This window comes from Photobacterium sp. DNB23_23_1 (assembly GCF_052873815.1).
The window spans coordinates 85,395-109,981 of sequence record NZ_JBNNXT010000001.1 but is presented as its reverse complement, the minus strand read 5'-3'; the positions used below and the strand labels follow the sequence as shown (position 1 = coordinate 109,981).

18 protein-coding genes and 1 pseudogene are annotated in these 24,587 nt (G+C 48.7%); 7 read left to right on the top strand and 12 right to left on the bottom strand.

The features are described 5' to 3' along the window. Positions 1-10: 10 nt before the first annotated feature. The 5 genes from ACVA53_RS00420 to ACVA53_RS00400 form a co-directional block, all read right to left on the bottom strand. Entirely contained in the window at positions 11-1,885 is a 1,875-nt protein-coding gene (locus ACVA53_RS00420; protein ID WP_446504230.1) for a DUF294 nucleotidyltransferase-like domain-containing protein, read from the bottom strand. A 261-nt stretch (positions 1,886-2,146) separates the two neighbouring features. After that, positions 2,147-3,112 (bottom strand): LacI family DNA-binding transcriptional regulator, encoded by a 966-nt coding sequence (locus ACVA53_RS00415; RefSeq protein ID WP_446504229.1) that lies wholly within the window; start codon positions 3,110-3,112, stop codon positions 2,147-2,149. A gap of 310 nt (positions 3,113-3,422) precedes the next feature. Further along, the gene (chbA, locus tag ACVA53_RS00410; protein ID WP_255044486.1) at positions 3,423-3,728 is read right to left on the bottom strand and encodes a PTS N,N'-diacetylchitobiose transporter subunit IIA; all 306 of its coding nucleotides are present in this window, start codon (positions 3,726-3,728) and stop codon (positions 3,423-3,425) included. 107 nt (positions 3,729-3,835) lie between these two features. Continuing rightward, a complete protein-coding gene (locus ACVA53_RS00405) occupies positions 3,836-5,164 on the bottom strand; it encodes a PTS sugar transporter subunit IIC (protein WP_255044487.1) in 1,329 nt (442 codons plus the stop codon). Positions 5,165-5,193: 29 nt separating this feature from the next. Continuing rightward, positions 5,194-5,502 (bottom strand): PTS sugar transporter subunit IIB, encoded by a 309-nt coding sequence (locus ACVA53_RS00400; protein ID WP_255044488.1) that lies wholly within the window; start codon positions 5,500-5,502, stop codon positions 5,194-5,196. 186 nt (positions 5,503-5,688) lie between these two features. On the opposite strand from ACVA53_RS00400, the gene ACVA53_RS00395 reads away from it, so the two are divergent. Both ACVA53_RS00395 and ACVA53_RS00390 read left to right on the top strand, forming a co-directional pair. Next, positions 5,689-6,972: a PTS sugar transporter subunit IIC gene (locus ACVA53_RS00395; RefSeq protein WP_446504228.1), complete on the top strand. Its 1,284-nt coding sequence runs from the start codon at positions 5,689-5,691 to the stop codon at positions 6,970-6,972. Positions 6,973-7,202: 230 nt separating this feature from the next. Beyond that, positions 7,203-8,597: a glycoside hydrolase family 1 protein gene (locus tag ACVA53_RS00390; RefSeq protein ID WP_255044490.1), complete on the top strand. Its 1,395-nt coding sequence runs from the start codon at positions 7,203-7,205 to the stop codon at positions 8,595-8,597. Positions 8,598-8,704: 107 nt separating this feature from the next. Here ACVA53_RS00390 and ACVA53_RS00385 read toward each other — a convergent pair whose 3' ends face one another. Both ACVA53_RS00385 and ACVA53_RS00380 read right to left on the bottom strand, forming a co-directional pair. Beyond that, positions 8,705-10,414, bottom strand: a complete 1,710-nt coding sequence (locus ACVA53_RS00385) for a solute:sodium symporter family transporter (RefSeq protein ID WP_446504227.1) — start codon at positions 10,412-10,414, stop codon at positions 8,705-8,707. 50 nt (positions 10,415-10,464) lie between these two features. Continuing rightward, a complete protein-coding gene (locus ACVA53_RS00380; RefSeq protein ID WP_446504226.1) occupies positions 10,465-12,567 on the bottom strand; it encodes an alpha-galactosidase in 2,103 nt (700 codons plus the stop codon). Positions 12,568-12,787: 220 nt separating this feature from the next. On the opposite strand from ACVA53_RS00380, the gene ACVA53_RS00375 reads away from it, so the two are divergent. Then, positions 12,788-13,843, top strand: a complete 1,056-nt coding sequence (locus ACVA53_RS00375) for a LacI family DNA-binding transcriptional regulator (protein ID WP_446504225.1) — start codon at positions 12,788-12,790, stop codon at positions 13,841-13,843. 94 nt (positions 13,844-13,937) lie between these two features. On the opposite strand, the gene ACVA53_RS00370 is transcribed toward ACVA53_RS00375, so the two are convergent. Genes ACVA53_RS00370 through ACVA53_RS00360 form a run of 3 tightly spaced genes read right to left on the bottom strand, consistent with a single transcriptional unit; the run spans position 13,938 to position 17,975 of the window. Then, positions 13,938-15,542: a hydantoinase/oxoprolinase N-terminal domain-containing protein gene (locus ACVA53_RS00370; protein ID WP_446504224.1), complete on the bottom strand. Its 1,605-nt coding sequence runs from the start codon at positions 15,540-15,542 to the stop codon at positions 13,938-13,940. Positions 15,543-15,553: 11 nt separating this feature from the next. Continuing rightward, a complete protein-coding gene (locus tag ACVA53_RS00365) occupies positions 15,554-16,687 on the bottom strand; it encodes a DUF917 domain-containing protein (protein WP_446504223.1) in 1,134 nt (377 codons plus the stop codon). Next, the gene (locus tag ACVA53_RS00360; RefSeq protein WP_446504222.1) at positions 16,674-17,975 is read right to left on the bottom strand and encodes a cytosine permease; all 1,302 of its coding nucleotides are present in this window, start codon (positions 17,973-17,975) and stop codon (positions 16,674-16,676) included. The genes ACVA53_RS00365 and ACVA53_RS00360 overlap by 14 nt, the downstream gene beginning before the upstream one ends. Positions 17,976-18,093: 118 nt before the next feature. On the opposite strand from ACVA53_RS00360, the gene ACVA53_RS00355 reads away from it, so the two are divergent. Both ACVA53_RS00355 and ACVA53_RS00350 read left to right on the top strand, forming a co-directional pair. Next, complete coding sequence (locus ACVA53_RS00355; protein WP_446504221.1) at positions 18,094-19,023, top strand: LysR family transcriptional regulator; 930 nt, start codon at positions 18,094-18,096, stop codon at positions 19,021-19,023. A 107-nt stretch (positions 19,024-19,130) separates the two neighbouring features. After that, a pseudogene (locus ACVA53_RS00350) lies at positions 19,131-19,576 on the top strand (PACE efflux transporter). A gap of 86 nt (positions 19,577-19,662) precedes the next feature. Here ACVA53_RS00350 and ACVA53_RS00345 read toward each other — a convergent pair. Beyond that, the gene (locus tag ACVA53_RS00345; RefSeq protein WP_446504220.1) at positions 19,663-20,856 is read right to left on the bottom strand and encodes an acetate/propionate family kinase; all 1,194 of its coding nucleotides are present in this window, start codon (positions 20,854-20,856) and stop codon (positions 19,663-19,665) included. Between the two features lie 393 nt (positions 20,857-21,249). Continuing rightward, the gene (locus tag ACVA53_RS00340) at positions 21,250-22,161 is read right to left on the bottom strand and encodes a LysR family transcriptional regulator (protein ID WP_446504219.1); all 912 of its coding nucleotides are present in this window, start codon (positions 22,159-22,161) and stop codon (positions 21,250-21,252) included. 102 nt (positions 22,162-22,263) lie between these two features. On the opposite strand from ACVA53_RS00340, the gene ACVA53_RS00335 reads away from it, so the two are divergent. After that, positions 22,264-23,193, top strand: a complete 930-nt coding sequence (locus ACVA53_RS00335; protein WP_446504218.1) for a hypothetical protein — start codon at positions 22,264-22,266, stop codon at positions 23,191-23,193. A gap of 176 nt (positions 23,194-23,369) precedes the next feature. Further along, positions 23,370-24,332 carry a helix-turn-helix transcriptional regulator gene (locus ACVA53_RS00330; protein ID WP_446504217.1) on the top strand — a complete coding sequence of 321 codons (963 nt, stop codon included), beginning with the start codon at positions 23,370-23,372 and terminating at the stop codon, positions 24,330-24,332. The last annotated feature ends 255 nt before the right edge of the window (positions 24,333-24,587 follow it).

The window sequence follows — 24,587 nt, the reverse complement described above, 5'->3', positions numbered from 1 at the left end:
GGTACTTCACTTAGGCTTGGCTGAAACGCAACTTCACTGCATCCTGATGTTCAGCAATAATGCGGAACGCATCCTTGAGGTGCTTACGTTCGAAGCTACCAAACATATCAGGAGAAATATGGTTATCCGGCACGTCACCTTTTTTCAGTGCCTGAAGTTGATGGCTATAACGCACCCGGGTAATAAAACGGTAGGCACCAATGATGTCCTTAAGGCTTTCTTCACTCAAGCAGCCGTGATCAAAGGCATATTGGAAACGCTCCTCAGTACCCGTCAGAGTACAACCCACCGACAAACTATAGATCCGAGCCAAATCGACGATCAGGTTCAGAGCATACTTTTTGATATTGAGGGTATTGCTTTGTTCGCCATTCTTCTCCAACACAAACTTATTAAAAATCCCGAGCGGAGGCTGGTTAGCAACGGTATCCTTGGCCAGAATACTCAAGAAAGTGCTGTTCTCGCCCAGTAGGCTCATCAGGTGCGCCTGCAACTCTTCAGAGAGCTCAGTTTGACCATGAATAGCCCTCACTTCCAAGAAAACCGTAATATTGAGCAGTCGCTCATACTCAGGGTTTTCCGCCCACTTCGAGTAATAGGTTTTCCACACAGACAATGGCTGGCACCACTTCTGAACCGATGCCATGAAGTTGCCGCTACACAGGCTATAACCACAGGCATCCATCCACTTGCAGACATCCATTGCCAGTAGTTTGAAATACATACGCTGATCGCCTGTCACATCATCAGATAAAATGATGGCATTGTCCTGATCGGACAAGGCATGAACCTCATTGCGGGCGTGGGAGCCCGCAACCACCCAAGCATATTCACAAGGTGGTGGGCCCATCTTAGCTTCCACCAATTGCAAAATACGGCGATTAAACGTATCCATGAGCATCGCCATTACCTGACCGATGATCTCCGAGCCGACATTACCCTCGATCAAGGCTTCAAAAATCGCCTGCCGCTCTGGCGCCAACGCCACCAGCTCTTCTAATGAGTCGGTATAGTTAATTTTTTCGATCAGGAAGATAGCTTGCACCCGGTGCTTCTGCACCAAGTGGGTTGTTGTTACCACCCCGACCACTTGCCCTTCTTTTACGACGGGAAGGCTGCGGACATTGTGCTGCATCATCAAAGAGGCCGCCTTCATCACCAAGTCATCCGGCGCAACCGTTAGCGGGTTGGGGGTCATCACTTCTTGGATCTGTCGGCTGGGATTCACACACTTTGCCAGTACCCGCTTGGCCAAATCGCGATCGGTCATAACCCCGACAATTGTATTGCCATCCTTCACCACAGCAACTGGCGACGGCGTTTCAATTGTCATCCGGTAGGCTGCCTGCTGGATCGACATTGTTGCCGGAACAACAGCGACCCTATCGCTAGCAACCTCTGCGACGGTTTTGAAGAACAACCCCTTTTCATCATCCGACCACACCACGCTCAACGCTGATTGAATGCGAACTTGCGCTTGAGCGGCAAAGTGCTGGGCATATTCCGGATAAGAACGCAGGATATGCTTGAGCTTGCCATGGGGGATCAAATACAGCAGGGAGTTCTCCATCGCTGTCGCCGTATAAGCCATCTCAGCTTTGCTACTGTCCCCTTCTGTTTGCAGGAAACTAAAGCCGAAGATATCTTGCTCACCCAACTTGGCCCGAAGCACCCCATCGGATTTGCGCTGCTCCATCGCACCGGTGCGGATGATATAGAGGTAGCACTCTTCTTGGTCGGTCGAGAAAGCAATACGCTCTCCCTGCCCTAGATAATTAATTTTTATGCAGCCTGCGATTTTTTCGAGGCAATCCTGAGGCAACTTATCAAAGGGGTCGACATGGGTCAGAAATTCAATGATGTTCGGTAACAAGGTGTGAGACATGGGCGCTATCCGGTTGGGGGAAATGATCGTACTGAGCCAATCCGAAGATAAGCCGTCAACGAGAAATATAATAATACAATTGGATGTGTTTCGGAAATGCAAGTCTATGCTGTGACGCAACTCTACGCCACGGATCACAGCAAAGATAATCTTTATAGGAATACCGGAGAAGATGACGCTCACATGCAGGATAACGTCTTGACGGATATAGGCGATTCACAACCTGCAGCATAGTCAATTCGACCACACCGATTCAGCACATTACGCTAAGGTCGTTACTGACGCACGAGCAACCAGTCGACCAGCAACAGCAGGGGGCTGTTCAATTTGCTGAGGCTTTCCTTCGACGATGCTCTGTACCCGCTTAAGGCAATCATCAATCAATGATTCAGTCGGATAGCTGATACACGTCAGAGGGGGATACAGCAAACTCGCCAGTGGCGAGTCTTCCAAACTGATGATCGATACTTCCTGCGGTACCGCGATATTGAATTCTCGCATCAGGCGCATTGCCTGGGCAGCATAGCTATCTCGTTTTACCACCAAAGCCGTGTATTTGGTAAAGCTGTTGATCAGTGCCAGCAACCCTTGCTCGACATCGTTTTTGGCTTCCACCACCAGCTGGCGATTGAATGGAATTGAAAGATTTTGCAGCGCACTGCGATAGCCATCCAGCATCTGTTGGCTGGCGGCCTCCTTGGCATCATCGACGAGCAGGGCAATGTGACGGTGACCTTTACCAAGCACATAGCGGCAAGCACTTTCGGTGGCAAAAGCATAGTTGTAGCCGCTGACAATGCTGCCTTCGATAGACACGTTATCGAAGTGGACCACATTGGCGGGCTGAGGACCTACCGATGGCGCGCCCATTACGATGATCGCTTCACACTGATCTTGCAGCTCATCAATGACCCTGCGTTGATCGTCAGCATCACTGGCGTAGTGCAGCAACATGAATTTATTGAAAGACTTAAGACCTTTGGATAACAATGGCAGGTAGTTTGCGACATTGGTTGCCTCGGCCGATGGCAACACGACACCGATATAATGTGAAGCTTGCTTCGCAAGATTCTGCGCAGCAACGTTCGGCCGGTAGTTCAACTCACCGACGGCTTTTAACACCGCTACTCGGCTCTCTTCCTTTACCCCTCGCGTACCACTGAGCACACGGGAGACCGTGGCCTTAGACACATTGGCGAGCTTTGAAACATCAGTAATAGTTGCCATTTTCCGTACTACATTGTTGTTACCCCAAATTCCCTACTGCACCTGACAAGCTGATTGCCCGTCAAATAGCAGCACATCTTTATCATACCATAGCCCCTACGACATACACTCAGCAGCACTAAAAATTCTCTTTTATCTCGGGTAGTTTCCGCTGGTTTCCAAAACTAACGGAAACACGCTGCGAGGCGACTGAGAACCAAGAGCCTTTCAGGCGTCCTCAGTATGCATTACGAGTAACCATGAAGGAACGTTATTCATCGTGAAGTATTTGGGTGAGAGGGCTCATTAACCACCCTCTCTTATTTGTTGCTCACTGGACCTTGCGGTGCAATTCAATGAGCTCTGCGACCAACTCTTTGGCCAGCATCGAGGTCATCAGGTGGTCTTGAGCGTGAACCATAATCAGTGTCATTTTGGTTTTGCCTTCACCCTCATCTGCTTCAATGAGCTGGGTCTGTACCAAATGGGCTTGGTTGGCAAACTCCTGAGCTTCCTTCATTAGGCCCTCGGCCTCAGTGAAGTTACCCTGCTTGGCATGGCGTAGCGCTTCGTAACAGAGGCTACGAGACTGACCAGCATTGATGATGATGCCCATGACCTGTTCTTCTAAATCCATCTTAACTCTCCGCTTTGTTACAGCCCTGCCATCTAGCCGCAGGGCTGGGTTTTATTCGCTAAAACAATTGATTGTTTTCTTAAATACTTGCTTTGGCTTATCTGACATTACGCTGTTACAGGTTCGCCTTGAGCCGCTTCTTCTTCCGCGTTATTCGCTGCTTCTTGCTCAAGCAATTGCTTTTCGTAAGCTTTTAGGAAAGGCATGTACATCAAGACCGCTGATGCCATACAAAGCAAACAAAGAACGACAGGACTGAATGACCAGTTCGCCGCCCATGAGGCACCGATAGGACCCGGCGTTGTCCATGGCGTGAGTGATACCACGCGAGCAACCAAGTTAAGGTCAAGGGCAATATAGGCCAGCGTTGCATTGACCATAGGAACCAACACAAATGGTAGGAAGAACAGTGGGTTCATAATGATTGGCGCACCGAACAAGATAGGTTCGTTGATATTGAACATACCCGGTACCACACCCATTTTACCGATTGTACGAAGATGAATGGCTTTACTACGTAGTAGCAGGAAGGCCAGTGGCAAGGTCGAACCCACGCCACCGATCAGTAGGTAGTGATCCCAGAAGCCCTGAACATAGATGTGCGGGATAGCTTCACCTGCTGCCATTGCCGCTTGGTTAACAGATAGGTTCGCCATCCAGAATGGGTTCATGATACCAGTCACGATCAGCGCGCCGTGGATGCCAGCAAACCATAGGATCTGACACACAAGCACAGACAGTAGAAGTGCAGGCAAAGTATCGGATGCAGAGACCAAAGGTTCAACCAAAGCCATGATCGCCTGTGGGATGATCATACCTGTTTGCGACTCAATAAACAGGTTCAGTGGGTGCAGGGTCAAAATCAGCACCAATACCGGAATCAGGATTTCAAACGAGCGGGCAACACCGGTCGGGACCTGAGGGGGTAAGCGAATAGTGATGTTATTGCGTTTAAGGAAGGCATACACCTCGGTGGCATAAATCGCCACGATCAGCGCGGTGAAAATACCCTGGCCCGAGAAATACGCAGTGGAAATCATGCCATTTTCAAGTGGTGCCGCCACCAACATAAATGCCATGAACGACAACATACCTGTCGTTAGCGGATCAAGATCGTGGTGCCGCGCCAAACTGGCGGCAACCCCGACCGAGATAAACAAGGTCATTATCCCCATGCTGAAATTAAACGGTAGCATCAAGGTTTCAAAATGTCGCTCGGAAAAGTCCAGCCATGCGCGGGCAAAGCCCCAGCTCGTATCTTGTGAGAACGGAGGAAATATAAACACCAACATGAATGAGCCAACAATCATGAAAGGCAGTGCAGCGATAAAACCATCACGTATAGACGTAACATATTTTTGTTGTCCGATGGCGCCAGCCATTGGGGTGATTTTTTGTTCAATCACCCCGATTAACTTGTCGTATAGGGCACTCATAACGATTCCTTTATTGTTGTCGTTTGTGATTAACCGTCAATTAACGACAGGGCAAAATCCAACACCTTGTCGCCCTTCTGCATGCCGTAATCCATCATGTTAATTGGCTCAACCTTGATGCCATGGGCGTCAGCTTTCTTTTGTAAATCCGGCTGCATGTATTTCACCTGTGGACCAAGCAAAACCACTTGATAATTACCCACCTGCTGATCAAATTCTGCGGCACCATAAGCCTGAATCTCAGCAGCCAAGCCACGCTTGTCCGCTTCAGCGACCATTTTTTTCACCAACAAACTTGTCGACATACCTGCAGAGCAACACAACATAATTTTTTTCATTTTTAAGTCCTATCCCGAATGATTTAGAACTGAAATATACGCCCAACGGAAAACCCAGGAAACCGGTTTCCATGCGGTCCATCTCTATTTGTGAGGTCGATCACCAGAAAACCCAGAATGTTCTGGCAAAATGTGATCCGTTCAATATTCAGAACGGAAACTGTTTCCAAAGGATTAGCAAAACCTATGAACATTCAAGTAATGAATGTCGCAGCTAGTGTTATCGAACAACGTATTTCACCACTGGCAAACTGGCTGACACGCAGTAATCACATAACCGCTTTGAGAGATGGCTTTTCATTAGCCATGCCGTTTGTGATCGTCGGTAGCTTGTTAGTGCCCTTTATCTTTCCGCCATTTGCGATCAACCAAACCAGCACTTTCGGTCAACTCTACCTCACCCTAAGACCCCTTCTCGCCCCCACATTCGAGCTGACTATCGGCTTAATTGCGCTGATTATTGCCTTTGGTTCCAGTGCCAGTCTGGCCAAGCAATACCAGATCCCTGAGCGCTTATCCGGCCTCACCGGCTGTTTGGCTTTCCTGCTGTTTATTGGTTTTAGCGGCAGTGCCATGCCTAATGTCTATCTTGGAGGTATGGGGATCTTCACCGCTTTAATATCAAGCACTTATTCAATTGAAATTATTAGGTTTTTCTATAGTAAAGGCTGGTATATCAGCCTGCCTGATGAAGTACCGATCATGACCCGCAATGGCTTTAAGCTGATTGTGCCGCTAATGTTTATTCTGCTCTCCATCAGCATTATCAACGCCTACCTACAACTGCATACCGGTATGATTCTACCGGAGCTGATTGCCGCCGCCTTCCAGCCATTAATCGTCGCTTCCGATACCCTGACGGCTGTACTCATCTCACTGGTTATCTGCCATTTACTGTGGTTTATCGGTATTCATGGCACGTTGATCATCACCGGGATTATGAATCCGTTCTGGATGACTTATCTGGTTGAAAACCAACAGGCCCTTGCCAGCGGTGCCGAACAATTACCGCATATCTACATGCAAGGTTTCTGGGACTATTACATACTAATCGGCGGTATCGGCTCGACCCTGCCACTTATTTTCATGGCAATGCGAAGCCAATCTAAACAACTGAAGTCAGTGGGCAAAATTGGACTCATCCCATCGCTCTTCAACATCAACGAACCGATATTGTTCGGCTTTCCGATCATCATGAACCCGCTATTCTTGATCCCCTTTGTCGGCGTACCATTGGTCAATGCATGTGTTGCCTGGTACCTCACCGACATCGGTATTCTCGACAGGATGGTAGCGCTGCTACCCTGGTCAATGCCGGCGCCACTGGGCGCGGCATGGGCTGCTAACGGGAGCTGGAAGAACATGTTCATGTGCCTCTTTGCGATATTTAACTCATGGATGATTTACCGCCCATTCTTCAAGGTCCATGAAAAGCAATTGATTGAACAAGAAGCCCTGCGTCAGCGATAAGTCCTGTGTGCCAAAAATAAGCCCTACACCAGCAATAAAACGCTTCACCCCATCCAAGCCGCCTGATCTGAGCGGTTTTTTCGTTTAGATCAAAATCACAAAATCAACGATACCCTACCTGTTTTTTGTGACCACTCTCATCCTATGGAAACCGGTTTCCGTCTTAATCTATATTTTCTCAGCCTATGCCAGTAGATTGCTCCAGCAGAACAACTAACAGGCAGGACACTATGACAACGTACACTTTCCCGGAAGGTTTCCTGTGGGGAGCAGCAGCATCGGGTATTCAAACTGAAGGCACAACCAATCAAGTCCACCCGTCTATTTGGGATACTTGGCACCAGAGCAACCCTGAGCGTTTCTTCAAGGAGATCGGCCCTACGACAGTTTGCCAAACCTACGAGCGTTACCAAGAAGACGCTGCACTGATGAAAAAGATCGGCATGAACTCATTCCGGACATCGATTCAATGGTCACGCCTGATCAAAGATTTCGAAACGGGTGAAGCCTGCCCGGATGCAGTCGCTTTCTATCATGCCTATATCGATGAAATGATCGCCAACGGCATCACACCGATGATCAACCTCTACCATTTCGATATGCCCGCTCAGCTACAAGATCAGTACGGCGGTTTTGAGTCCAAGCACGTTATCGAGTTGTTCGAGAAGTTTGCCCGCACTGCATTCAAACACTTCGGCCATAAGGTCAAGCACTGGATCACCTTCAACGAGCCGATTGTGCCAGTTGAGGGCGGTTACCTGTATGACTTCCATTACCCATGCAAAAAAGACGGCAAGCTAGCCGTACAAGTTGCTTTCAACATCATGGTGGCCCATGCCAAAGCGGTATTGGCGTACCACGATATGAAGTTAGATGGTGAGATTGGCGTGGTATTGAATCTCACCCCTTCCTACACCCGCAACGACAGCGATGCTGACCAGGAAGCCGCATGGTATGCCGATCTGCTGTTCAACCGCAGCTTCCTCGACCCTATGGTGAAGAACACCATCCCAGAGGAGTTGTGCCAGATCCTGCGTGATAACGACATCATGCCTGAATTCAGCACCGCAGAAATTGATGAAATCAAATCTGCTGAGGTCGACTTCCTTGGCGTCAACTACTACGTACCACGCCGCGTCAAAGCCCGAGAAACCGAATACACACTGGACTACTTCACGCCTGAGAAGTACTTCGAAAATTACATTAACCCACAAGGCCGCTTCAACCCTTACCGCGACAACAACGAAATCCTACCAACCGCTATCTACGATATCGCCAAGAATATCCAGGACAACTACGGCAACATCAAATGGTACCTGGCCGAGATTGGTATTGCGATGGACTTGGAATCGGAAGGACCCGTTAAGGAAGACGGCATGATTGACGACAGCTTCCGTACCGAGCTAATGAAAGAGCACTTCATTCAGCTCCATCGCGCGATGGAAGATGGCGCTAATTGTTTCGGTATCCACCAGTGGACTTTTATTGATAACTGGTCATGGCTCAACTCGTTCAAGCGTCGCTACGGCTTCTACCGATTAGATTTAGAAACCGGTGACCGTATCCCTAAACGCCACTCTGTTTGGTTTAAAGAATTGGCAACGACCAACCAATTCACCGTGTAAACCGCCCCCTCGTTCGACCTTGCTTGAATGAAAAATAGCCCGGCAATGTGCACACTGCCGGGCTTTTCATTTCATGTAGCGTAATTATCTAGCAACACATATCGTGGTTAGGATTCTGATGCTAACGCTTGCTGCGAGGCTTGTTTTTTCTTGGCGTACCTAACGGCAATACCCACCAGCATGACCACACCACACAAGCCATATACCTGCATGAAAGTCGGGTCGTCAGAGACAAAGCCAACCTTGCTAAACATAATGTAAGCGCCCAGTACCATATATAAAATGACGGCTGATGCTTCGAAGCGGAACTCCCAAGGCGTCACATCCATGCTCTCATTAACTGGCATAACATAGTCACTGTTACGAGGAGCAAAATGGCCAATCACGAACATCAACACGGTACAAACCACAAACAAAATAGCCAGTTGATGCAAGAAGTGCAGCGGCGTTTTGAAAATAAGCTGCATTGAAGCATAGGAGCTAACAAAAACCACTAGCGCCACTTTTGCCGCAATCGCCGGAACACGTTTTGAGATATAACCGACAAAGACAATGGTAAAGATTGGCACACTAAAGAAGCCCGCCACCATCTGTAGGTACTGGAACAGGCCCTCAGGGGCATACATGATAAACGGTGCAATACAGATAGCGACGATCGCAATCACCACTCCAAATACTCGGCCTTTAGCGACCAATGCTTTGTCGGACATACCTTCTTTGGCAAAGATCGGTTTGTAGACATTCAAGGCAAACAGCGTAGTCGAGCTATTCAGTACCCCATTAAACGTCGACAGGATGGCACCAAACATTACCGCGACAAAGAAACCCACCAATGGCTTAGGCAGCACTTCATTAACCAAGCGGGTGTACATGGTATCAGGATTACCCGCATCGGCACCAAACAGGTGAAAAGCAATGATCCCCGGAATAATCAGGAACAGTGGTGAGATCACCTTGATAGCACCCGCCCAGATCACCCCTTTCTGACCTTCTTTAAGGTTTTTCGCCCCTAGCGCACGCTGAATAATCGACTGATCGGTACCCCAGTAGTACAGGTTGACCAAAAGCAGGCCGGTAAACAAGGTCGAGAACGGCAGTGGATCACTGGCTGAGCCTACTGACTCCAGCTTTTCAGGCGCGGCATACAGAAGGATATCTAAGCCTTCACCGAAGCTGCCACCGCCAAGGGCAAACAAGCCGAAAACAGGGATCATCAAGCCGCCAATAATCAGGCCAACACCATTGATGGTATCAGCTATCACCACCGCTTTTAGTCCACCGTAAATGGCATAGAAGAAGCCCAGTAAGCCGATAGCTGCACTGATCAACGCAATGGCCTGGAATTCAGAAATACCCAAAATAGACTCGATATCAAAAATGCCCGTCAATACCACTGCGCCAGCGTACAAAGTGGTCGGGAGAATATTGATAATGTACTGGCACAAGAACAGCAAGGTCACAAACTTCTTCACGCCCAAGTCATAACGGCTTTCCAAGAAATCAGGTACCGTGGTGATCCCCTGCTTGAGGTACCGAGGTACCAAATACAAGGCGATCAAAACCAGTGTTACCCCACTGGCAACCTCCCAGCCCATCACCGACATATTATGGGTATATGACTGGGCGGACATCCCGACAAAACTGGTCGCACTAAGATTGGTCAAAATGAGTGACGAAGCAATCAAACCACCGGTCAGAGAGCGGCCGCCGAGAAAAAAGCCATCGTGTGAGTCATTCTTCGAGTTCTTTACTTTGCTGTAGGTAAACCAAACCACAAAGCCAGTGAACAAGAAGAATGAAATGAGTGTAATTTCCATCTTTCAGTTCCTTTTGTTTGGCGGCACCTTTAGATGCCACCGGGTATGTTTTAATCTTTTTGTAGGTGTAGGATCAGAGCTGATTCGGGATCGAGGATCGGTAAAATAAGCCCGATTTCCATCAAGTTATCTCCCCGGAGATGCAGGGTTTTGCCAAGCCATGCAGGGCGGTGTTTCATCAGTTGGAAAGAGGTCTGTGGCATCTCGACTATTTTGACTGAGTACATTGCCTCTGAATCCAAACAGTTAAGGCGTAAAGGTGCTGGCAATGCGTGGGTCGGCATCGCGCGTTGGCAAACTGTGATCAGCATTTCATCCTGATGTTCAACGCCATAGATATACTGACGCTCATCGGCCGGATCAATTCTGAAAGCTCGTCCATTGTGCAGTAGCGATCGGAAGCTCTTGTGAAGTTCGATATAACGGGCAAAGGCTGCTTTTTCTTCCTCGCCAACCTTGACCGGATCAAGCTCTACGCCCATGTGGCCTTGCAGGGCGGTTACACCCCGCAGGTTGATATTGTGCATCCGATTGGTCGAGTGACACTCTGCTGGACCGATATGTGCCCCCATCACTTCAGGCGGGAAGAAGTAGCTCATACCACGCTGTATCGTCTGGCGCTCAAGTGCGTCATTACAGTCAGAGGCCCAAAAACGGTGAGTACGCTTGAGAACTTCAAAATCGATCCTGCCACCGCCGCTTGAACAAGATTCAATTTCAACCTTAGGGTGTTTGCTTCGTAGCTGATCGAGCAGGGCATAGAATGCCTGAGTCTGTCCCCTGACCGCTGGTTTACCTTCATGGGCCGGTTGAACCAGTTCGCGGTTCATGTCCCACTTGAGATAGCTGATCTGGTAGCGGGACAACAAGTCATCCAAGCGATTAAACAGATAGTCAAAGCAGTCAGTATTTTGCAGATCGAGTACATATTGCCAGCGACCCGATGGTTGCTGATAGCCATCTATACCCAGTACCCAATCAGGGTGGGCACGGTACAGGAGGGAATCCTGGCTCACCATTTCAGGCTCAACCCACAGGCCAAACTCCATGCCGCGATCAATCACATGTTGAATGACCGGCTCTAGGCCGTTCGGGTACTTAGTTTCATCCAGATACCAATCGCCCAACGCTGCTTTCTCACCATCACGGCCGATGAACCAGCCGTCATCGATAATAAAGCGCTCAACGCCCATTCGTGCCGCTTCGCTGGCCATCTGCATGATGTAGTCAGGATCATGATCAAAGTAGATCCCTTCCCACGTGTTAAGGTGAACAGGGCGAGCTTGCTCTGGGGTAAATGCAAGGATGTTTTCGCGAACATAACGATGGAAGCGCTCGGAGATCCCATTCAAGCCAGCGCTACTGTATGTCGCATAAAGCTCAGGGGTTGAATAACTTTCATGCGGGGCCAGTGCCACTTCACCGGAAAACAACAACTCGCTGGCTTGAATAAAACGACGACCATCACTACGTACATCGGCACGCATACGGTGGTTACCGCTCCAGGCAAAATGGAACCCCCACACTTGTCCTGATTGCTCCGTAAACCCTTTAGCACCAGCAAACAGACCTGGGAAGTTTTCATGGGATGTACGGCCACGGCGGTTTTCCTGCACAAAGCCACCATGTTCAAACGCAACACGGTGGGTCTGGAACTCTTGGCACCAGCGGCCATGGAACGTCATCAATTCATTGGCGTGATAAGGGACAGGCAATGTACAGGCTAACTTATCCAGAGAATAGGCTTCATCACCCAAGTTCTTAATGGTGAGCTTTTGACACAACACGTCACTGCTCACATCCAGTTCAAACTCAACATTCAACTGCAGCAAGGCCACGTCATCCACCAGCTCGAACACCACCTTCTGACCATCACAATGATAGTTTTCCATGGTAAACACTGGAGCGAAATCACTGCCTTGGCGATTGCCTTCCAAGCCCGGCGCATTGAAATGCCCTGCTCCCAGTTCAGGACATATGGTCAACGGTACATCGACATCAAGTCGTGCTTGGCTGACAGGACGCTCGGTCGCAAGAAACAAGTCTTCATCAATGGCGGCAACCTTGTTACCCCAATGGATTATTTCCGGGATACGCCCTAACTTAAACACCAAACTCAGGTTCTGGCTTTGCAAGTGAAGTAATTTTGTCATGGGTCTCTCAAAATTGTTTTCGATAACATTTACAAACAAACTAAGCCAACACCCCCTCCCTGCAAAAGCGAACAACGGCTAAAATGTGATCAAAGATCCCTTTATAAAGCCCACAACGTGAGACCCATCACTAAATGTTTTCGAAAACACAAAGACAACAAAATGTCTTTCCTCGTGTTCATGGTAAAATGCTTTTGATGATAAAAATGGATGGCAAGCAATGACTGCAACGTTTAAAGATGTCGCCCGTTTGGCTGGCGTATCCACCCAAACAGTATCCCGAGTAACCAATGGGGCAGAGAATGTGTCGAACAAAACCCGGGAGAGGGTTCTTGCCGCTATTGATGAGTTGGGTTATATACCGAACAAGGCAGCACAGGCACTCAAAGTTCAGAATAAAATCATTGGCTTAATAACCCTGGATATGGCGTTGCACGGTGCTGCAATGATAGCCAACGGCGTACGCCAACAGGCCCATGAGGCGGGATATACGCTAGCAATATCGGCGGTTGATGATCTTGAAGATCACGATATTGAAAGTGCCGTCAGAGAGCTGATTGCCCAGCAAGTTGAATCCATCATCATCAATGCCCCAGTTTCTGCTGAGCTCGCGACTGAGTTGGTTGGCAAGTACACCAAGGTAAAATTGCTATTCATCGACGTCCCTCAAGACACGCAGGTCAATGCGGTCTGCAGTGCCAATGAAAGTGGAGCGAGAAAAGGCGCGGAACTGCTGATAAAGCAACAGCGAAATAAACCGGTTTTTCTGACAGGCCCACATATCTCCCACGCTTCGCAACTGAGAACCCAGATCTGGCGTGATGTGTTTACCAAACAAGCATTTTCCGTTGTCGCTGAGCTGGAAGGGGATTGGTCTGCCGCCAGCGGATACCAAGCGATGCGCCGGGCGATCATGCAAAACCGCGACTTCGACAGCGTCTTGGTCGCCAATGACCAAATGGCACTGGGGGCGCTACGAGCATTGAATGAAATGGGTATTGAGGTGCCAAGCAGTGTCTCGGTGATCGGCTTTGATGGTACCGAAGACAGTGAGTTTTTCTCCCCTCCCCTGACAACCATCAAGCAGGACTTCACCTTGCTTGGCCAGACCGCCGTCAACAAGTTACTGGCCACAGCATCTGATCACGTTGATATCACTCACATTGACGTTACCTTGATTGAGCGCGCCAGTACTGCGCCGCGCGATCAGGATAGCGGAAGTATCGATCAGGCAAGAAAGCTGCTCGATAAAGCACTGAGGTTACTTGAACAGTAACCTAGCCAGAGACTTGCCAAATTCAGGCCCAGAATGATATCGCGATTCGGGCACCACAACCCGGGCCTGAGCATTAAAAATAGGGACCATTAAGTTAGGCGATCTTTCCCGCTGCCTTGATCTTCACATGGACCCGATTGCCTTGCAGGTAGCTAAGTGGGATTTCATGGCGTTCAATCACCTGGACACTGTCAGGACAAGCCCCGGCTTCCACCGCCAATTGCTTAGCTTCCAACGCTAATGCCTCGAGCACAACCTGCCGTTGATCCGGTGCAATCTCGACGATCTTGTCCAGCTGCCCTGATATCTCACCTAGGGCAACACCAATCGCATTGGCCACTTCAAAGTGTTGTGGGCGAACCACTTCACTCACCCCATTGAAGCTATCGGGTAGCAAGGCACTACCGCCACCCACTAGGATCACTTGGACCTTGGCAGCCGAGGTTTTCATCTTATCGATGCCCTCTTCCACCTGCTCCACCATCATCTGGTAAATATCTTCAGCCAGTTGATTGCTCATATCCAACCGTTGGGCGGCAGGTTGGCCATTCCAAGACATAGCGCCTGTGGATAGTGCAATATCGGTCAAGGTCAGGGTCTCTCCGCCAAAGCTGCGTGCCAATTGCGTTAATTGGTGGCCGACACTTTCCGGGCCCAACACTAAACAATTCGAATCATGACTTTCAGTACCTTCAATTACAGCACCTTTAACCACAGTACCGCCACCAATCCCGATAGCCAGAATATCCGGCATCCGGAAATTGGTACGCACCTCGCCAAGCTCTACCGCCGCACTGGATTCACGCGGATAGCCGTGAGTCAAAGCACCGATATCCGACGTAGTTCCACCAACATCAACCACAATGGCATCGGTCAACTTTGTGAGATGACTAGCACCACGGATCGAATTGGTTGGCCCGCACGCTACAGTGAGGATCGGGTATTTGAGAGCAAACACTTGTGACATCAAAGTGCCGTCATTCTGGCCAAAATACGGAGTCACATGGATGCGATGAGCTTCCAACGCATGGCAGAACCCTTCCACAAAACGCTTGGCGGTTCCCTGCAGTGCCGCATTGAGGATAGTGGCATTTTCACGCTCAAGTATGCCCAGACTACCAATTTTATGGGACAGAGAAATGCCGACACCCGGCAACTCTTCACGCAACCACTGTGCCACTTGCAATTCCTGCTGGCTATTTACCGGCGAGAACACGCCGCAAAGTGCAATCGAATCAACATGGCCGCGCATTTGTTGGCAAAGCTGGCGAATTTCCGCCTCTTGAATATCAGCAATAAGCTGACCATCGTATTCATAGCCACCGTGCGCCTCATAAAAGTGCCCACCGAGTACCGCCTGCCATTCACGGCTCCAACCACAAAGTGGTGGGACACTACTACCGCTAGGCAACGACAGACGGATCATTCCAACCTTGTCGAGCCCCTTACGTTCAACAATGGCGTTGGTACACTGGGTTGTGCCCAGCATCGCGTACTGAACTTGCTCGCCACTAATATTGGCTTGCTCAAGCAAGGTCGATATTGCCCCATCAATCCCAGATGCAATATCTGTGGTTGTTGCTACTTTGACTTTAGCCACGCAGTTGAGCGCAGTATCAAGCAGTACGCCATCAGTATTGGTACCACCAACATCAATGCCTAAACGAAATTGACCTAAGCGAAATTGTTTCTCTTCCATACCACTCTCTCCTATTTCGCTTGTGTCTCTGAGCGTTTCAGTGATTCCACCGGGCAATATTGGGCTGAGTAGCCAAAGTAAGCAGGCCCGGCAACATCAATTCCCTTCTCTGTGCGCCACTTTTCATCGCACGGGTAAGCAATAAGATCAACCCGTTGGCCATAGCGCAATTGCTCAGTCGTAATGGGGTGGCCAGTTTCATGATCCAAAATCGAGATCAGATCCGGTGTGACCGCCAATAGATTATCCTGCGCTAAATCTTCGGCCTGAGTCCCTTTATGGGCGAGCAATAATTCATTTTGGAAATGGACATACACGCTATCTAAGTCTGAATCAGGATCCGCCTGTATCAGCCTTTCGATTGTCACACCACCCTTCACGAAGCCACCGCTGGTGCTTCTTTCTATATCAATGATTTTGCCACTGATAATCTTGTGGCCACCGACAATGTCCAGCACAGCGACAACGCCACTTAGTCCTTCGTCATTGGCTTTCCTGATAGCAGCGCCGATCTTCATCGCCTTAGTCAGGGTTGCTGGCAGCGCACTGCGCTTAAGAGACGCACCGCGCATTGGATAATCACACATCGCCGCCGAACCGCCCATCTGTTCGGTGATCGGACGGGCAAAGCGTTCAGACCATACACCATCAAGCGGATGCAAGATCACCACATTGCCTTTTTCATCAGCCAAGGTATTGGGTGCTGATGGCAAACCATCAAGGTAAAAGGTCACCATTTGCGATTCAGGAAAAGCCCGTCCCATAGCATCACAATCAATTACCGGGATCCCTTTTTGTGCCGCCACCAAAATAGGTATGAGGGAGTTAAAGCCGCCCACTTCAATCGGGTAGGTCGCTTCAATATCGCAGCCCACCGCTAGCTCCATAGCTTCGAAGGCCACTAGCATCTGCTCGCGTGAATTGATTTTTTCAATCGCCACTGTCGGTGCACCAATCATAGATGAAGGTACGGTCATCCAATCATCAGCCACTTCATCGAGCGCAATAATCTCAACCGGTTTAGTCGCATTAGCAATCGCGACTTTAGCCATCAAGGCACCGCTGTAAGGATCTCCTCCTCCGCCTGTTCCCAGCACGGTTGCGCCCAAGGCAATATCATCGATCATTTGTTCATTGATAATCACGCACAGTCTCCTTTTCAATGACTGACAACTTTACGAGCACCATATAGGCCACCAGCGAGGCAAGGATGCCGTCGATGGCCGAAATGCTGGTTAACGTAAACAATCCGAAAAACTCACCTGCAGTGCAGCCACTGATGACACTGCCGAATCCCCAAGCAATCAAACCCTTGAACATCCAATCAGGGGCGTTAGAGATACGCTCGAAGGTCAGTGCCTCTTTATCAATAAGGTAATACTGCGCCAAATAAACCCCTGCAGACGGGGCAATCGTCACACCCAGTAATGTCAGGAAGGCGGTAAACTTATCCACCATGCCAAATTGGGCTATCCCCAAGCCGACAATAGTCATCAATACCACCAACAATGGGCGGGGTACCGATGGCAGCGTCACCGACATACCCAGTGCGCCAGAGCATAGGTTACTGCTGTTAGTCGTCCACTGGGCGAAGACCAGCACGATAATGGCAGCCAGCCCCAAGCCTAATGAAAAGAAGACATCGACCAGATTATCGGTACCTGTCATCTGGGTCAGCAACAAGGCAACCACTATGATGGCGCTGTTGCCAAACAGGAAGCCAAATCCAGCACCGAGAATGGCGTCTTTACGGGTTTTGGCATAACGGGCGATATCCGGGGCTGCGACTGCCGCAAGGATCCAAATAGACATCACGAAAGAGATTGCCTCGCCCATCGAGAGCGGCGACTCAATCATTTTGGCTGAGGTAGACTGAGCGCCTGACGCCATATAAAGACCAATGGTGATCAGCGTGACCATCAAAGGCACAGAGTAAGTACTGAGTTTACCCAGTGCCCGTACTCCATAAATGGCCGTCACCATCATCAATATGCCGCCACCAACCAAAGCCGCACCATGGGAAACCACCAGATCGTATTTGGCCAGGGCATCAACCATAATCAAGGCAAAGAAGTCAGCTTGGAAGGAAAACCAACCCACCAGCGAGATCCCGGTGATAGCCCCCATTGTCTTGCCACCTAGGCGACCAAACACCGCGCTACTGATCAGCGGCGTTGATACCCCAGCCTGATAGCCTATGTTGGCACACAGCATAGCGATAATGGCTAGCAAAGCCGAACCAATAAAAGTGGCCGTCAGTGCTTGGTCAATCGGTAAACCACTGCTCAAGAATGCCCCGAGGAACAAGCCTGAAATATCAATCCCGATCGCCAACCATATCAAGCTGATCACCATCCAGCTCCGCTTTGCATTCTGCGGTACCGGCTCCAGCTCAAAATCATTAATTTTTGAATCCTTTCCTTTCTCGGTCATTCAGCCACCTTGCATTTTTATCCCTAAATATCACATAAAAAAAGTTAGCAGCTTGTTACATTCTAATAAATACATATTATTGAATATAAACATTCGAAAATAACTATGGAAGAACACCATGACGATCCAAGCCCCGACTCTGGATAAAAGGGATCTGCGCCGCCTTGATCTATTCCGTGAAATCGTTGAGCAGGGTGGGATCAGCAATGCTATCCATAGCACAGGCCTGAGCCAACCGGTACTGAGCAACCAGCTTATCACATTGGAAAAAAGCTTAGGTGTGAGCCTCTGTAAACGAGGAAGGAGCGGGTTCGAACTGACTGATGAAGGAAGGTCTGTGTATAATTATGCAAATGAAATCAGCGCGATGTTGACCGAGTATGCCTTCAAACTCAAAGGGGTACATTCAACCTTGTCAGGGCATGTCCGGGTGGGTTGTTTAGATAATACGGCAACCTTGACCAACAACCCATTGCTCAAAGCCATCGAGCAATTTTATCAGCTGAGCGACGATGTTGAGGTCACTTTGGACGTGGGCGACTACACCCAACTCAATGAAAAATTATTAAGCGGTCAACTGGATATGATGCTTTGCGTACTTGGTGATCGCCAACGTACCGCCTTTGAATTTGCCACGCCTCTGTTTATTGAACAAAGCCAACTGTATGCCCGCAAAGATCTGGCCGAGCAGATCATTGCCAACCACTACATACTCTCAGGTTGTCGCATCAACATGGGCGGATACGCTGTCGGCACCATGAAAGCACTGCTTAATATTGAACAGCACCCAGGAGTAAAGCTGTACAATGGCTGGCATGTCGAGTCCGGCTTGATGCTTACTCTCGCAGGCAGCCACCTCAGCTTCCTGCCGACCCACCTGATCGAACAAAATCGCGCCTGCCAACACTTAGTGGCTCTCCAACCCGACAAGTGGAAGTTAGAAAACCAGTTCTACCTCATCACCAAAGGTAAGCCCAGTACCCTGTCATCGGCAGCTCGAGCATTCACAGACCTGCTTAATACCGTTGCGAAAGAGAGCAACGATTAATAATCTCCCAGCTATCACGATGTGTGATAAGCGTTATCTGGCTGTTAGGATCGAAGCTGCCAAAATGCCCGCTCTTTTTCATTCGTAGCCTTAGATGAGAGATATTGATACGTGGGTTAGAACGAGTATTTCATGCGGCTTTATTCGAGGTATTGGCAGTATCGCTATCCATTGGGCTATTGATGCTTTTTACTGATCATCAAGTCGGCGCTTTATCAGGAACTATGATAATCATTGCGACCATCGCGCCATGGCTTGGAACTTTGTGTTCAACTGGGGCTTTGACCAGTTTTTTCCGGGAGACAAAACCAAACGTACTATCGCAAAACGCGCCTACCACGTGGTGTTATTCGAGCTGGGCTTATTGGCGCTGACCATTCCTGTAATGGCCGCCATTTTTGGTGTAAGCCTTTATCAGGCATTTATCATGGATGTCGGCGTGACGGTGTTTATTACTATCTATGCCTTCGTGTTCAACTTTATCTACGACCATATCGGGGCAATTATCATCAAAAAACGTCGGAACGCTTCAACGTTGACGGTATCGATATAAACTTTTCGAACGCGGTGAGTTTTAACCATAAAAAAAACCGCCAGAGATGCTGGCGGTTTCTTTTTATGTCTGTGCTTCGCTTGTAATTAAGCGTGTAGCAGTTCCATTGACTCTTTCGCGATTACCCACTCTTCGTTCGTTGGGATAACCATAGCTACTGGCGTGTTTGGCTTGGTGATAACACCTGCATTGCCAAAGCGTGCAGCAGCATTGCCTTCTTCGTCTTCACGGTAGCCGAAGATCTTCAGGTTCTCAAGGATCTTGCTACGGATTGGCAGAGAGTTCTCGCCGATACCCGCGGTGAAGATGATGGCATCTAGCTCATCTAGCGCAACCATGTAAGAACCGATGTACTTAGCAACACGGTAGCAGAATAGCTCAAAGGCAAGTGTTGCACCTTCGTGGCCATTTTCCATCGCTTCAATGATGCCGCGACAATCGCTTGTCAGGCCAGACACACCTAGAAGGCCCGACTTCTTGTTCAGCTCGTCGAATACTTCCTGCTGAGACCAACCTTTCTTCAGTAGAAACTCAATGATGCTTGGGTCAAGGTCACCACAACGCGTACCCATCATTAGGCCCGCTAGTGGTGTAAAGCCCATACTGGTATCAACACTCTTACCGTTCTTAATAGCACATACCGATGCGCCATTACCTAGGTGAACAGAAATGAAGTTGCTTTCTTCAACTGGCTTGTTGACGACCTTCGCAGCTTCACGGCTAACATAGTAGTGGCTTGTACCGTGGAAACCGTAGCGACGGATGCCGTAGTCAGTGTAAAGTTTCTGAGAGATAGCACCAGTGTATGCCTTCGCTGGCATCGTCTGGTGGAACGCTGTATCGAATACAGCGTACTGAGACAGGCTTGGGAAAGCCGCCATCGCTGCGCGCATACCGATAACGTGAGCAGGGTTATGAAGAGGCGCAAGATCACTCAGGCTGTCGATCTCTTCCAGTACTGACTCGTCAATTTTAACCGTCTTAGTGAATTTCTCACCGCCGTGAACAACACGGTGACCGATGGCAACGATATCTTGCTTCATGCCTAGCTCTTCAAGCAGGGCAACGATGCGATCAACGGCCTGCTGGTGGTGGTTACCTTCAGCATCAAGCGCGTGCTCGTGCTTTTCACCATCGATTTTCCAGCTTACTACGGCTTCAGGCATACCGAAGCATTCGCCAAGACCGCTTAGGGTCGCTTCGCCGCTGACAGTGTCGATAAGGGCAAACTTAAGTGAAGAACTGCCAGAGTTGATTACAAGTACTAGAGAGTTGCTCATGGGTTATCTCATCAGATTAATTAGGGCTCTAGAACAAAATGTTCCGTTACACGTCTTTCCGGTCTGTCGACCTATCTAGAAGAAAAAGTGTGGAGCAGCATTTTCTTCTAATTTATAGCTTTTGATTACATTATTCAATTTTTTTTGAATAACTCAACTTTTGTTTCGACAATTTTGTAAAAATTTGAAAAATCACTGGTTCAGATCAAGTTTAAGGCAACGAAAACGTTTTCGTTCGTCTAGTTTGTAACCAAAAACGACAAGAACACACAAAGAAATGTTTATGTCATTAAACAAATTATAGAAAAAAGAAACGACGGAAAGGGCAAAAAAAGCGCAGGGCGAAGCAAAAAAGCATCCGCCATATCTAGAGCCATATAAAAAGTATCGTAACTAACTGATTAAACGAATTTTATCATGTTGTGAGCGGAACCATTCACTAATAAAAGTCATCAAATGACGGATCCTTGGGTTGATATGGACATCATGGTGGCACACCAACCACCAGCTCACACCAGGCAAGGTAATATCAGGTAGAGGGATAGGCTCTAATTCCGGATAACGCTTGGCAATCGAGTGAAAGACAACGGCAATCCCCGCCTTGGCCCTCGCCAACTCTAGCTGCATCTTGAAACTATCGGTGCGAAAATTGAAATGAGACTTACTGAGCGACCTTCCAAACTGACTGGCCGTTTCAATATCGATCTCTAGCTGATCAAACCCAATGAATTGATAGTTGCTGGTATACATTTCGCGTACCGTGGCAGGCTTGCCAAACTGCTTGAGATAATCCCGGTGAGCATAAAAACCTATCTCCTCGCTGTGCAGTAAGCTAACCACCAAATCAGATTGCTCAGGTTTGACTTTCGATATCAGCACATCAGCTTCACGCTTATTCAGATTCACCTCCTTGTTAGCGACCAGTACTTCAACTTCAATATCGGGATATTGTCGCTGAAATTCATTCAGCAACGATGGCATAAAGTAGAAAGACATTATGTCACTAGCCGCCAATCGAACATGGCCAATATGTTTGCCACTGTGAGCAGATACCTTGGTGATAAACCCATCGACTCCTTTTGCCGTCACTTTTGCATCACTTAACAGTTCATTACCCACCAAAGTCAGGCCCAAGCCCTGCGTCGAGCGGTCAAACAGGTTAAAACCCACTTTCTCTTCGAGGGCTGAAATATGCCGACTGATTGTCGGCTGTGACATGCCTAACTTCTGACCAGCCGCAGACATACTCCCTTCTTCGGCAACGGCAAGAAAAATACGAATGCTGTCCCATTCCATGTTATGCATTCTCAAATACCCACTATGTGTTTTTATGTATTCACTATATCGAGAAAAAGCTTTTAACTAAGGAGGATGATTTTGAAATGAATCGCAAGGTTGGAGAAAAACATGAGAAGAGCCTTAGTGTTAGGTGCTGAACATGAAATGGGGGCACTGCTTTGTCAATCACTTGCACAATATCATTGGCAGATCACTGCAACAATTGCCGACCCCAGCCAACCTTTCTCACTGTCTACTAACCTGACACTGGCTGAACTCACCAAGCAAGATGGAGAATTGCTCGATGACTTGGTGGCTGATACCGACACCGTTTTCCTGCACCTGCCTGATCCTATTTTGGACAGGCGGGTGATTTTTTCTCTCGATGAGATATTGAAACGGGTGATCCGGTATCAAAGCAACTTAGTTATCACCACCAATGTGTACGATACTTGCCATTCTTGGCTTAATAGCCTCATTTTCTGGCAAAAAAAGAAGCCGGTTGATTATGCCTTACCAAAGAAAATACGCATCCAGCTAGAAAAGGCTGCGTCCGCAGGTGCTAATATTAAGGTTCTTTGCTACGGGCATAACCTGAACTTTTCCCTCGACCGGAGCTACCTCGGGATCTTAGTCAAAGAAACCAATCATAAGCTCATTCTGCAGTCTCCCAGTGCCTATGAGGTAAGCCACTACTGGACTTATCTCCCAGATTTAGCAGAGAACATTGCCCAACAAATCACTACCGAGCCCATGTTCACCTGTCCTCTGGCTATCGATTACTACCCTGGCCATCAAGCCAGTATCAAAGATATTGCCCGCGGCCTGGCGCTCAGTACTGGAAAGCCGGTGACGGTCACTCCGCTACATTGGACCTTACTCGAAGCGATTGCATTGTTCTCGCCGCTGTTCCGTGGTTTTATCAATATGCGCTCCCTGTGGCAGCAAGGCGGGAGATTACCTGTGCGCTCTTCGCACTGGCAACAGCCCGTGCTCAAGCATACTCCGCTGGAGTTGGCATTGCAGCATAGTTGGCATCAGCTGAGGCACCCTTCCTGACTGAATAGCGGCTTAATTGATACGAAACAGTTCTTAAAGGCGGTCACATTTCCCTCATTCGGTCGATGCATTCACCTATGAGATCAATATGATATTCATTAACTCACACTGCCAACCCAACCATCATGCCTCAAATCCCCTGCGCGTCGATGTCGCTCCACAAAGGCTGGCTCGACATGCTAAAGCAAACCGCTATTCAATTTAGCCTCAAACCTGAAGATTACTTTCCGGAAAGTAAATGGGGTGAGCAAATTCACATACGTCCAACCGATCTACGTACGTTCAGTGCCAAGTTCAAGCTGCTGTGTCAAGACAGTGGGGAGCCACTATTACCCGCTTTTGCCGCCAAGCATGTCTCACCGCTGACCTTCAGTTGCTTTTCGCTGGCTTTGTGGACAGCCAACAATCTCAACACTTTTATTCAGGACGCCTGCCAATACTGCATCTTGATTGGTTCCCCCATTCGACTAAAGCGCCATATAGCGCCGCATGGGAACAGCGAGCTGTGGGTGATCAACCATGATCCCTACAACGACAAGTTAAAGGTGTCTGATCTTGGCTTTATGATGTATATCGCCACTTTAATCGAGATGATCCAGCAAGTATCCGGCGGCATAGATAACCTGATATTGAAAATCGGCCGGTGGCCATTCAGCCTACAGCAACAGCAGCAATTCGAGAAAATGATGCGATGTAAAATCGAAATAGGCTCACCAATCATCACTATCAGTTTTCCCAACGATGTTGAGGCAATAAAACTAAAAGGCAGGGATCCCGATATATATTCAGCTGCCGTTCCCCCTCTGCGCCAGGCAGTCAGCAAGCTGGCACACCACGATATCATCCTGTGTATTTATAAGCTGCTGGATAACGAAGTGAACCTGCAGACCGTCTCGCGGGAAAAAATCGCAGCAGAGATGCTAATGAGTGTGCGAACCCTCAATCGTCGCCTTTCGACTCTGGGCTCTTGCTACCGGCAAGTACTGGAGCAATACAAGCTGGAAAAGGCCCTACTGCTGCTAAGCCAACCCAATATCAATCTGACCGATATCGCCTTCCGACTCGGGTTTGCTGATCTCAGTAGCTTTTCCCGGGCATTCAAAAGTTGGACCGGCTACAGCCCAACACATTTCCTATGATCCGGTGGCAGGCCAATTGATATACTCAGGGATTGCCTTCTAGTGCCATAGACCTTTACTTTTACCATAAAATCGTCATTTATGAGGTTGAACAAAACTGACTTCACTTTCGATAATAGGGTCATTCATCAGTTAAGGTGGATCGTTATCGTGCTGCTTGTCACGTTTTGCGCAGCATGCACACAAGTTTATCGACCCCCTCCTAAAGCTATCAATGTGCGCGATACATTATTTTTCGCTCATCAATCAATTTCA

Bases quoted from the DNA above. Each gene is read 5' to 3' on its own strand.
- ACVA53_RS00390 (WP_255044490.1), top strand. From the start codon at position 7,203: ATGACAACGTACACTTTCCCGGAAGGTTTCCTGTGGGGAGCAGCAGCA.
- ACVA53_RS00370 (WP_446504224.1), bottom strand. From the start codon at position 15,542: ATGGAAGAGAAACAATTTCGCTTAGGTCAATTTCGTTTAGGCATTGAT.
- ACVA53_RS00380 (WP_446504226.1), bottom strand. From the start codon at position 12,567: ATGACAAAATTACTTCACTTGCAAAGCCAGAACCTGAGTTTGGTGTTT.
- ACVA53_RS00335 (WP_446504218.1), top strand. From the start codon at position 22,264: ATGAGAAGAGCCTTAGTGTTAGGTGCTGAACATGAAATGGGGGCACTG.
- ACVA53_RS00415 (WP_446504229.1), bottom strand. From the start codon at position 3,112: ATGGCAACTATTACTGATGTTTCAAAGCTCGCCAATGTGTCTAAGGCC.
- ACVA53_RS00375 (WP_446504225.1), top strand. From the start codon at position 12,788: ATGACTGCAACGTTTAAAGATGTCGCCCGTTTGGCTGGCGTATCCACC.
- ACVA53_RS00420 (WP_446504230.1), bottom strand. From the start codon at position 1,885: ATGTCTCACACCTTGTTACCGAACATCATTGAATTTCTGACCCATGTC.
- ACVA53_RS00345 (WP_446504220.1), bottom strand. From the start codon at position 20,856: ATGAGCAACTCTCTAGTACTTGTAATCAACTCTGGCAGTTCTTCACTT.
- ACVA53_RS00395 (WP_446504228.1), top strand. From the start codon at position 5,689: ATGAACATTCAAGTAATGAATGTCGCAGCTAGTGTTATCGAACAACGT.
- ACVA53_RS00340 (WP_446504219.1), bottom strand. From the start codon at position 22,161: ATGCATAACATGGAATGGGACAGCATTCGTATTTTTCTTGCCGTTGCC.
- ACVA53_RS00330 (WP_446504217.1), top strand. From the start codon at position 23,370: ATGCTAAAGCAAACCGCTATTCAATTTAGCCTCAAACCTGAAGATTAC.
- ACVA53_RS00385 (WP_446504227.1), bottom strand. From the start codon at position 10,414: ATGGAAATTACACTCATTTCATTCTTCTTGTTCACTGGCTTTGTGGTT.
- ACVA53_RS00360 (WP_446504222.1), bottom strand. From the start codon at position 17,975: ATGACCGAGAAAGGAAAGGATTCAAAAATTAATGATTTTGAGCTGGAG.
- chbA (WP_255044486.1), bottom strand. From the start codon at position 3,728: ATGGATTTAGAAGAACAGGTCATGGGCATCATCATCAATGCTGGTCAG.
- ACVA53_RS00400 (WP_255044488.1), bottom strand. From the start codon at position 5,502: ATGAAAAAAATTATGTTGTGTTGCTCTGCAGGTATGTCGACAAGTTTG.
- ACVA53_RS00405 (WP_255044487.1), bottom strand. From the start codon at position 5,164: ATGAGTGCCCTATACGACAAGTTAATCGGGGTGATTGAACAAAAAATC.
- ACVA53_RS00355 (WP_446504221.1), top strand. From the start codon at position 18,094: ATGACGATCCAAGCCCCGACTCTGGATAAAAGGGATCTGCGCCGCCTT.